We start from the raw sequence: 10220 nt of genomic DNA on the forward strand, positions 1-10220 counted from the left end.
CGCATCAGCGCCGGCGCCCGTTCAAGCTTGCCTTGCGCCGCCGAACGAAGCCGTTCGACCGCGCAGCGGACTCAGAGGTGGCTCAGGGCGAGCGAGCGGACCGGCTTCGCGAACCGGTCGGCCAGGTGCCAGTGCAGCTCCCGCACCGAGTGGTACCGGTAGGTCCGGTCGATCAGATGGCTGACGTCGTGCTGCTGGTTCTCGACCCGCTGCCAGATCTGCCGCACCTGGAAGGTGGCCGGCTCCATGGCGGTGTGATGCGATGTTGAAGTAGAAGAAAAAATAAAATTCACTCAAAAACCTTCTTGGAGTTTTGTTTCGCCCATCGACTGCAGGGCGAGGGAGGCGAATGACATCATCCGCATCCCTGTATGCTGGTTACGCGGCCCGAAGATTACCGGCGGACTGCTTGCCGCTGCGGCGGTCGGTCTCCAGCTCGTAGGAGATCTTCTGGCCCTCGGAGAGGGTCTGCATGCCCGACCGTTCCACGGCGGAGATGTGGACGAACACGTCCTTGCCGCCGTCATCCGGTTGGATGAAGCCGAAACCCTTCTGGCCGTTGAACCACTTCACAGTGCCGGTGCTCATCGTCGTATCCATATCTGCAAGTACAATCGTGAGCTTGGCGCGCGATCGGCGGTGCCAAGGCTCGTATCAATCGACAGGTTTGGAGAGAGTGGCAGAGCGTGCGTCCGCGAGAGCGCGGCGACGAGGCTCGGTGATCCGGCCAAAAATCGATACACTGAACATAAGCCCCGAAATCTCCCATGGCAATACGTGCGGAGAAAATGATTGTCCGGGCCGAATTTTTTATCTTAGGACGCTCAAGCCGTACTTCGAAGAAAAACGCTCTTGGCTGCTGAGGAAAATACCATCAAGCCGTTGTTCGCATGCCGGAAATCACGATCGGACGCGGCAGGGCCGTCCCCCCTCGCATCAACCTGGAGATCGTGCCTGCCCGGGCGGCCCGGGACCTCGGGTCCGCCGCCCCGAGCCGTCGACCGCCGGATGGCTTCGGGGGGCCGGCCCTTGCCCCTTCGGGCTCAGCGCCGCTGCTCGCACAGCGTCTTCACGTAGGTCCCGGCCTCGGTTCCGCGGCCCGAGCCGGCGGCGATGGTGGGGCCGAGCAGCATGCATTCCTGCGGCGAATGGGCCGGATGGGTGATCACGTCCTGGGCGGTCTCGCGGGTGCAATCCTGCGCCGCGAGGGAAGAGGCGCAGATCAGCGTGACGACGAGGATGGTGGGCACGGCGAGCCTCCCTGGCGCGGGAGGCGAGTCCCCGTCGGGGGGCGACCTCCCCATTGGGGAGGCGGAAAGATAATGCAGGAGACCCGGCCGCCAACCGCCCGGCCGGCGATATCTTGCCTCAGGGGGTGGCTGTCATCTCGGCCAGGCGCGCGACGAGGCGGCGCGCCACCGCGTCCTTGGCCAGGGTCGGCCAGGTCTCGAGGCTGCCGTCGCGCCCGATCAGGTGGACGGTGTTGCGGTCGCCCCCCATCACGCCGCTCGCGGCCGAGACGTCGTTGGCGACGATGAGGTCGCAGCCCTTGCGGGCGATCTTGGCCCGGGCATGGGCGATCACGTCCGTGGTCTCGGCGGCGAAGCCGACCACCAGGGGCGGACGGTCCGCGGTCCGGCGGGCAATGGTCGCCAGGATGTCGGGGTTCTCGGTGAGCGCCAGGGGAGGGGGGCCCTCCGGCCCCTTCTTGATCTTCTCGTCCGTGAGCGTCGCCGGGCGCCAGTCGGCGACGGCGGCGGCGAAGACCGCGATGTCGGCGGGAAGCGCCGCCTCCACCGCCGCCAGCATCTCCCGGGCGGTCTCGATCCGCACCACGGTGACGCCGGGGGGATCGGGCAGGGTCACGGGGCCGGAGACCAGGGTCACCCGGGCGCCCGCGGCGGCGGCCGCCGCCGCGATGGCGTGGCCCTGCTTGCCCGAGGAGCGGTTGGCGAGGTAGCGCACCGGGTCGATCGGCTCGTGGGTCGGCCCCGAGGTGACGAGGAGGTGGCGGCCGGCGAGGGGCTTTCCCCCGTCCCGCCCCGCCAGCAACGCCTCGAGGGCGTCGGCGATCTCGTCGGGTTCGGTCATCCGGCCCGGCCCGGTCTCGGCCTCCGCCATCCGGCCCACGCCCGGCCCGACCACCGCGACGCCGTCGCTTTTGAGAAGCGTCAAGCTGCGCTGCGTCGCCGGGTGCAGCCACATCCGCACGTTCATCGCCGGGGCGATCAGGATCGGCAGGGTGGTGGCGAGCAGCACCGTCGAGGCGAGGTCCGGCGCATGGCCGCCGGCCATCCGGGCCATGATGTTGGCGGTGGCGGGCGCCACCACCACGGCGTCGGCGTCGCGCGCCAGCTTGATGTGGCCGATATCGGCCTCGTCCGCTCGATCGAACAGGTCGGTATGGGCCCGCTGACCGCTGAGCGAGGCGGCGGCGAGCGGCGTCACGAATTCCTGCGCGCCTTGCGTCAGCACGCAGCGCACGGAGGCGCCGCGCTCGCGCAGGCGCCGGATCAGGTCCAGCGACTTGTAGGCCGCGATGCCGCCCCCGATGACGAGGAGCACCCGCTTCTCCGCCAGGATGCTCATCCGGGGCTCACACCGTGACCTGGGTGCCGACCTCGACGACGCGGCCGGTCGGGATCTGGAAGAAGTCCGTCGCGTCGTTGGCGTTGCGGGCGAGCGTGATGAACACCCGGTCCTGCCACAGCGGCATGCCGGACTGCGCCGCCGGGCGGATCGAGCGCCGCGACAGGAAGAACGACGTCGCCATGATGTCGAACTTGAAGCCCTGCTTGCGCAGCAGCGCCAGGCCCTTCGGGATGTTCGGCGATTCCATGTAGCCGAACTTCATCACGACCTTCCAGAAATGCGGCCCCATCGGCTCGATCCGGACCCTGTCGGCGTCGTTGAGGCGCGGCAGGTCGATGGTCTTGACGGTGAGCACGACGTTCTTCTCGTGCAGCACCTTGTTGTGCTTCAGGTTGTGCAGCAGCGCCGCCGGGGCGGTCTCCGGATCGCTGGTGAGGAACACCGCCGTGCCGCGGACGTGGTGGGGCGGGCTCTTCTCCAGCATCGCCACCAGCTCGGTGAGCGGCACGTCGGTCTTGCGGGTCTTGTTGAACAGGATGGTGACGCCGCGCACCCAGGTCCACATCAGCAGCACGAGCGCGCCGGCCAGGAGCAGCGGCATGTACCCGCCCTCGAACACCTTCAGCAGGTTCGAGACCAGGAACAGCAGCTCGACGGTGATGAACGGCACCATCACGGCGCCGGCGGCGAGCGGCGACCACTTCCAGACCCGCCACAGCACCAGGAAGGAGAGGCCGGCGGTGATCAGCATCGTGCCGGTCACGGCGATGCCGTAGGCCGAGGCCAGGGCGCTGGAGGAGCGGAACAGCACCACCAGGATCACCACGCCCAGCATCAGGAGGGTGTTGATCTGCGGCAGGTAGATCTGGCCCGAATGCGCCTCCGAGGTGTGGCGGATCTCGAGGCGCGGCAGCAGGCCGAGCTGCACCGCCTGGCGCGACAGCGAGAACGCGCCGGTGATCACCGCCTGGCTGGCGATGACGGTCGCCGCGGTGGCGAGCAGCACCATCGGCAGCAGGCCCCATTCGGGCACCAGCTGGAAGAACGGGTCGGTCGTCTCGGGCTTGGTCAGCACCAGGGCGGCCTGGCCGAGGTAGTTGAGCGCCAGCGCCGGGCCGACGAGGGCGATCCAGGCGGTCTGGATCGGCCGGCGGCCGAAATGGCCGAGATCGGCGAACAGCGCCTCCGCCCCGGTCACCGCCAGGAACACCGCGCCCAGGGCCACGAGGGCGCCGGTGCCGTGGCCGAGCAGGTAGTGCACCGCGTGCCAGGGGTTGAGCGCCCACAGCACCTGCGGCGCGCGCACGATGTGCGGCAGCGCCGCCAGCGCCAGGGCGGCGAACCACACCAGCATGATCGGGCCGAAGAACGTCGCCATCCGGGCGGTGCCCCGGCTCTGCACCAGGAACAGCGGCAGGATGATCGCGATGGTGATCGGCAGCACGTAGTGCTCGAAGGCGGGCGTGACGAGCTTCAGGCCCTCCACCGCCGACAGGACCGAGATCGCCGGGGTGATGATCGCGTCGCCGTAGAACAGGGCGGCGCCGAACAGGCCCAGCATGAACACGATGTGCGAGCCGCCGAGCGCCTTGCGGGCGAGCGCCATCAGCGAGAGGATCCCGCCCTCGCCCTTGTTGTCCATCTGCAGCAGCAGCAGGACGTACTTGATGGTGACGATCAGCACGAGGGCCCAGAGCAGCAGCGAGACGGTGCCGAGCACCTCCTCGCCGGTGAGCAGGCCGTCGGCCCGGCCCGGGGCCAGGGCTTCCCGGAAGGCGTAGAGCGGGCTCGTGCCGATATCGCCGTAGACGACGCCGACGGAGCCGAGGAACAGGGTCCAGAAGCTCGCCTTGGCGTGGCCGTGGCCCTCGGCCTCGTCGACGCTGCCCGCCTTGGTCGGCGGGCCGCCGCTCGGTGGGGTGAGGGTGTCGGGCGGCGCGACGGGTCCGTCCGTGGGTGCGGCTGACTGTGTCATGTCTGATCGGGGATGCGCCCGCGGGCGGCCAGGATTGCCGCCAAGCGCGCTGCTGGGCCGGGTGGCGGGCTCGAATCCGTGTCGGCCCGGCGCGTCCGCCGAGCCTGATTGTGGCAAGATTGTAGCACGGGCCCGGAGGCGCGCAAGGCGGCGCGCGCCTGCCCCAGCGTCGGGCGGCCTTGCCGCGTGACCGGCCTTACTCGGCGGCGCTGCGGCGACCTTGGCCGAAGCGGCGCTCGATGTAGTCGATGACGATGCCCTCGAAGTCCTTGGCCAGCGTCGGGCCGCGCAGGGTCATCGCCTTCTTGCCGTCGATGAAGACCGGAGCGGTCGGGGTCTCGCCGGTGCCGGGGAGCGAGATGCCGATATCGGCGTGCTTCGACTCGCCCGGCCCGTTGACGATGCAGCCCATCACGGCGACGTTCAGGCCCTCGACCCCCGGATAGGTCTTGCGCCACTCCGGCATCGAGGTGGTGATCCAGTTCTGGATGTCGCGGGCGAGCTCCTGGAACACCGTCGAGGTGGTGCGGCCGCAGCCCGGGCAGGCAGCCACCAGCGGCACGAAGGTGCGGAAGCCCATCGTCTGGAGCAGCTCCTGGGCCACCTTCACCTCGACGGTGCGGTCGCCGCCCGGCTCCGGGGTCAGGGAGTAGCGGATCGTGTCGCCGATGCCCTCCTGGAGCAGCACGCCGATCGCCGCGGAGGCCGCCACGATGCCCTTGGTGCCCATGCCGGCCTCGGTCAGGCCGAGATGGATGGCGTAGTCGGAGCGGCGCGCCACCTCGCGGTAGACGGCGATCAGGTCCTGCACCGCCGAGACCTTGGCCGAGAGCACGATGCGGTCCTTCGGCAGGCCGATCTCCACCGCCCGGTCGGCGGAGAGGAGGGCGGACTGCACCATCGCCTCGCGCATCACCGCCCGGGCGTCGCGGGGCCGGGCCGAGCGGGCGTTCTCGTCCATCATGTGGGTGAGGAGCGCCTCGTCGAGGGAGCCCCAGTTGGCGCCGATGCGCACCGCCTTGCCGTAGCGGGCCGCCTGCTCGACGATGGTGCCGAACTGCAGGTCCTTCTTCTCCTTGAAGCCGACATTGCCCGGGTTGATCCGGTACTTGGCCAGCGCCTCGGCGCAGGCCGGGTGGTCGGTCAGGAGCTTGTGGCCGATGTAGTGGAAGTCGCCGACGAGGGGCACGGTGACGCCGATGCGGTCGAGGCGCTCGCGGATCTTCGGCACGCCGATGGCGGCCTCGTCGCGGTCGACCGTGATGCGCACGACCTCGGAGCCGGCACGGGCGAGCGCCGCGACCTGCGCCACGGTGGCGTCGACGTCAGCCGTGTCGGTGTTGGTCATCGACTGCACGACGATCGGGGCGCCGCCGCCCATCACCACCGCGCCCTCGCCCTCGCCGATCCGGACGCCGACGGTGCGGTGCCGGGGGCTCGGGCCGGCGATCTCAGGGGCGGCGTCCGCCTGGGCGGTCGCGGCGAGGGCTTCCATGGCTTCCATCGGTTACCTTCGGGGGTCGTTCGCTAGAGTCTTCGGCGGGTCGCTTCAGTCGCGGCGTGACAACCGTCTAGAGCATTTCCGGGCGCGGTGGAAATCGCTTCGTCCCGCATGAAAGCCCGGTGCGATCAACGGCCTGAGCCGCCCCGTCCCGGGTTGCTGTACGGAATGCCGCGACATCCTTGCCAAACCCCTTCCCGGGCGCCGCCCCGGGCGGCATCGTCCTCGGGAACTCCCGCCCAGCATTTCCGGCCCGGGATGCCGTCTTAGCTGATTGTGACGACGTCCCGCGTCAAGCGCGTGACGCCGCGCCGCCCGGCGCGACGTTGCAGCGCACCATTTGCCTTCGCAGCGCAGCACACCACATCCCCGGACATGACGGACACGACCCTTCCCCAGGATGCCGGCTCCCACGGGGCAAACGTCCCCGACGAGACCCGCGATTTCTCTCTCGAAGCGGCCGGCGGCCCGGTCCAGGCGGCCTCCGGCCCCCTCGGCCGCGGCCTCGTCGGCCCCCGGGCCGAGAAGGCGATCGCCCTGGCGCTCCAGGGCGGCGGCGCCCACGGCGCCTTCACCTGGGGCGTGCTCGACGCCCTGATCGAGGATGGCCGCCTCGCCTTCGAGGCGATCACGGGGGCCAGCGCCGGTGCCATGAACGCCGTGGTCATGGTCGACGGCTGGCTGCGCGGCGGTCCGGACGGCGCCCGCGAGCGCCTGGAGGCGTTCTGGCGCGAGGTCAGCCTCGACGCCGACCTGCCGCAGGCGCAACAGACCTTCGTCGACGGCGTGATGAGCTTCTGGAAGAAGACGCCCGTCGGGGCGTTCTGGAACGCCGTCGCCAGCCCCTATACGTCCAACCCGCTCAACATCAATCCGCTCAAGCGCGCGCTCGCCGACACGGTCGATTTCGAGGCCGTGCGCCGGGACGGGCCGGCCGACCTGTTCATCTCCGCCACCAACGTCTGGACCGGCAAGATGGCGGTGTTCGAGCGGCCGGACCTCACCGTCGACCACCTGATGGCCTCGGCCTGCCTGCCCACGGTGTTCCAGGCGGTGGAGATCGACGGCGTGCCGCACTGGGACGGCGGCTATCTCGGCAACCCGCCGCTCTATCCGCTCTATCACGGCGCCCGGGCCCGGGACATCCTGCTCGTCCAGATCAATCCGGTCGAGCGCCGTGAGACCCCCCGCACCCCCGCCGAGATCCGCGACCGCCTCAACGAGATCACCTTCAACGCCAATCTCCTGCGCGAATTGCGGGCGATCGACTTCGTCGACGACCTGATCACCGACGGGGTGCTCGGCCGCAGCAACGCCTACAAGCAGGTGCTCCTGCACCGCATCGACGGCAGCGGCGGCGCCCTCGACGACGCCTCGGCCTCCTCCCGCCTGCGGGCGCAGTGGCCGTTCTTCCTGCACCTGCGCGATGCCGGCCGCGACTCCGCCAAGGCGTGGCTGGCGCAGCATTACGACGCCGTCGGGCGGGAGAGCAGCCTCGACCTGAAGGCGATGTATACCTGAGGCGCTCCGGACGGATCGCAGGGCCGCGATCCGTTCATACCTGGCCCTCGACAGGCGCCCTGCCCATCCCGCATGGGCACCCGGCACCCCATCTCGGGGGCCCTGCCCGGCGAGACCAGATCCGATGACCGACTCCCCCGGCCACCAAGTTCCCGGCCGCCCCTTGCCGATCCCGCTCACCGTCCTCACCGGCTTCCTCGGGGCCGGCAAGACCACGCTGCTCAACCGGCTGCTGCGCGCGCCCGCGCTCGCCGACACCGTGGTGATCGTCAACGAGTTCGGCGAGGTCGGGCTCGATCACCTGCTGATCGAGACGGTGGACGAGGGGATGATCCTGCTCGGGGCGGGCTGCCTGTGCTGCACCGTGCGGGGTGACCTGATCGCGACCCTCGAGGACCTGCTGCGCAAGCGCGACAACGGGCGGATCCAGCCCTTCCGCCGGGTGGTGATCGAGACCACCGGCCTCGCCGACCCGGCGCCGATCCTGCACGCGCTGCTCTACCACCCCTATGTGGCGATGCGGTACGCGCTCCAGGGCGTGGTCACGGTAGTGGACGCCGTCAACGGCGCTGGCACCCTCGACGCGCATCCGGAGGCCCTGCGCCAGGTCGCGGTGGCGGACCGGCTCGTGGTGACGAAGGCCGACCTCGCCGGGGCGGCGGCGGAGGATCTCCGGGAGCGCCTCGCAGGCATCAACCCGGGGGCGCCGGTGCTGCCGCCGGACGCCCCGGCCGAGGACCTGCTCGGCGGACTGTTCGACCCCGACGGCAAGGTCGCGGACGTGCGGGCCTGGCTCGGGGCGGAAGCCCTGGACCACGACCATCACCACCATCACGGCCATCACCACCACGACGTGAACCGGCACGATGCGGCGATCCGGGCCTTCCACCTGGTGAGCGAGGCCCCGGTGCCGCGGGCGGCCTTCGAGATGTTCCTCGACCTGCTGCGCTCCGCCCACGGCCCGAAGCTGCTGCGCCTGAAGGGGCTGGTGGCGCTCGCCGACGACCCGGCCCGGCCGGTCGTGGTGCACGGGGTGCAGCACGTCGTGCACACGCCCGCTACCCTGCCCGCCTGGCCCGACGGCGACACCCGCTCGCGGCTGGTGCTGATCGTGCGCGACCTCGACCCGGCCTTCGTTCGCCGGCTCTGGGATGCGTTCCTCGGCCACCCGGCGGTCGACGCGCCGGACGCCGCGGCACTGACCGCCAACCCGCTGGCGATCCCGGGGACCTGAACCGGACTCCCGGCGCGGGCCGGCACAGGTCTTGGACTGTTCCGGCCGGCGCGGTCGCTGGGGCCGCACCTTCGTCCCGTTCCGGGACGGATGATCCGGAACGAGGCGCGATGAGCACTCCCTTCACGCTGATCCAGGGCGGCCTGACCGGCGCGGCGACCCTGCGGGCCGAGCTGCGGCATCCCTCGTCCCTGCGGGACCCGGAGGTCGAGGCCTGGCGCAGCCTGATGGGCCGGGCGCTCGAGCCGAGCGTCTACGCCGATCCCGACTTCACCCTGACGATGGCCCAGCACCTGGCGGACGGGCAGACCCTGGCCCTGCTGCTCGTCTGGCAGGACGGCCTGCGCGCCCCGATCCTGCGCGGCGTGCTGCCGCTGCGCCTGCCGACGCGACAGGGGCTGGCCGGCCGGGCCCAGCTCTGGCGCCTGCCGCTCGCCGGCTCCGCCGAGGCGGCGGTCGATGCCGACCACACCGCCGCGGTGCTGCGCACCGCCCTCGACCACCTGCGGCAGTCGCGCCTGCGGCTCGTCGACCTGCTCTGGCCGGACCTGCGGCCGGACGCGGCCCTCGCGGTCGTCCTCGGCGAGGTCGCGGGCAGCACCGGGCGGCGGCTTGCCGTGGTGGCCCAGGCCTCCGCCCCGGCGCCCGCGCTTGCCCCCATGACCCTGCCGGAGGGCCGCACCTCCCTGGAGCGGGTGCGGGATCCGGTGCGCCTGCGCGACGCCGTGGAGCACTTCCTGGTGCTCGACGCCCGGCGCGGCCCCGGGAGCCTGCTCGGCGACCCGGCTACCGCGACGGCGTTCCGGGTGGTGACGCGGCGCTTCGCCCGCCGGCGGCAGGCCTGCGTCGACCTCGTGCGACGGGACGGGGACGTGGTGGCGGCGGCAGTCCACCTGGCGACGGGGCGGCACGACACGATCTGGCGCCAGGCCGGCCTCTGCCTTGCCGAGGCGCCGGCGGCCCCGCCGGCGCCCGCCCGCGTCGAGGCTGTGGTGACGGTGGAGGCGGACGGACGCGCCCGGCCGCCGCGGGAGCGGACCGGATCGGGCCTGCGCCGGCTCATGCGCCTGCGGGCCTGATCACCAGCCCGCGCAGCGGTCGCCGGGAGCAATCATACCGCCGCGCCTTCGAACGGACCCGTTCGGAGGCGCAAGGCAAGCCCGAACGGGCGCTGGCGCTGATGCGCCGGACGCCTTCGCATCGACACGTCGATGCGAAGGCGCGAGGGTATCAAAGGGAAGAGGCCAGCCGGTTTCCCGGCCGGCCTCGCCTCGCTCGCACAGGATGTCGGGTGGATCGCCGCCCGTCAGCTATGCGCCAGGATCGCCAGCAGCAGCAGCGCGATGATGTTGGTGATCTTGATCGCCGGGTTCACCGCCGGGCCAGCGGTGTCCTTG

General features: G+C 71.1%; 9 protein-coding genes. 3 read left to right on the plus strand and 6 right to left on the minus strand.

Translation table 11 applies throughout. The annotated features are described in order from the left end of the window. Positions 1-71 precede the first annotated feature (71 nt). The 6 genes from VQ02_RS36650 to ispG form a co-directional block, all read right to left on the minus strand. Positions 72-248, minus strand: coding sequence for a hypothetical protein (locus VQ02_RS36650; protein WP_157080453.1), 177 nt, complete (start codon positions 246-248; stop codon positions 72-74). A 130-nt stretch (positions 249-378) separates the two neighbouring features. Continuing rightward, positions 379-588 carry a cold-shock protein gene (locus VQ02_RS01545; protein WP_048442394.1) on the minus strand — a complete coding sequence of 70 codons (210 nt, stop codon included), beginning with the start codon at positions 586-588 and terminating at the stop codon, positions 379-381. Positions 589-1043: 455 nt separating this feature from the next. Then, positions 1044-1250: a hypothetical protein gene (locus VQ02_RS01550; protein ID WP_048442395.1), complete on the minus strand. Its 207-nt coding sequence runs from the start codon at positions 1248-1250 to the stop codon at positions 1044-1046. Between the two features lie 118 nt (positions 1251-1368). Beyond that, positions 1369-2589 (minus strand): bifunctional phosphopantothenoylcysteine decarboxylase/phosphopantothenate--cysteine ligase CoaBC, encoded by a 1221-nt coding sequence (gene coaBC / locus VQ02_RS01555; protein ID WP_048442396.1) that lies wholly within the window; start codon positions 2587-2589, stop codon positions 1369-1371. A 7-nt stretch (positions 2590-2596) separates the two neighbouring features. Further along, positions 2597-4567, minus strand: coding sequence for a potassium transporter Kup (locus tag VQ02_RS01560; protein ID WP_048442397.1), 1971 nt, complete (start codon positions 4565-4567; stop codon positions 2597-2599). Between the two features lie 196 nt (positions 4568-4763). Further along, positions 4764-6071 carry a flavodoxin-dependent (E)-4-hydroxy-3-methylbut-2-enyl-diphosphate synthase gene (gene ispG / locus VQ02_RS01565; RefSeq protein WP_048442398.1) on the minus strand — a complete coding sequence of 436 codons (1308 nt, stop codon included), beginning with the start codon at positions 6069-6071 and terminating at the stop codon, positions 4764-4766. Between the two features lie 372 nt (positions 6072-6443). On the opposite strand from ispG, the gene VQ02_RS01570 reads away from it, so the two are divergent. From VQ02_RS01570 to VQ02_RS01580, 3 genes are all read left to right on the plus strand, one after another. Next, the gene (locus VQ02_RS01570) at positions 6444-7589 is read left to right on the plus strand and encodes a patatin-like phospholipase family protein (protein WP_083468984.1); all 1146 of its coding nucleotides are present in this window, start codon (positions 6444-6446) and stop codon (positions 7587-7589) included. Between the two features lie 124 nt (positions 7590-7713). Further along, a complete protein-coding gene (locus VQ02_RS01575; protein ID WP_048442399.1) occupies positions 7714-8823 on the plus strand; it encodes a CobW family GTP-binding protein in 1110 nt (369 codons plus the stop codon). Positions 8824-8933: 110 nt separating this feature from the next. After that, complete coding sequence (locus VQ02_RS01580; RefSeq protein ID WP_048442400.1) at positions 8934-9902, plus strand: GNAT family N-acetyltransferase; 969 nt, start codon at positions 8934-8936, stop codon at positions 9900-9902. The last annotated feature ends 318 nt before the right edge of the window (positions 9903-10220 follow it).

This window comes from Methylobacterium variabile, assembly GCF_001043975.1.
Classification (GTDB): Bacteria; Pseudomonadota; Alphaproteobacteria; order Rhizobiales; family Beijerinckiaceae; genus Methylobacterium; species Methylobacterium variabile.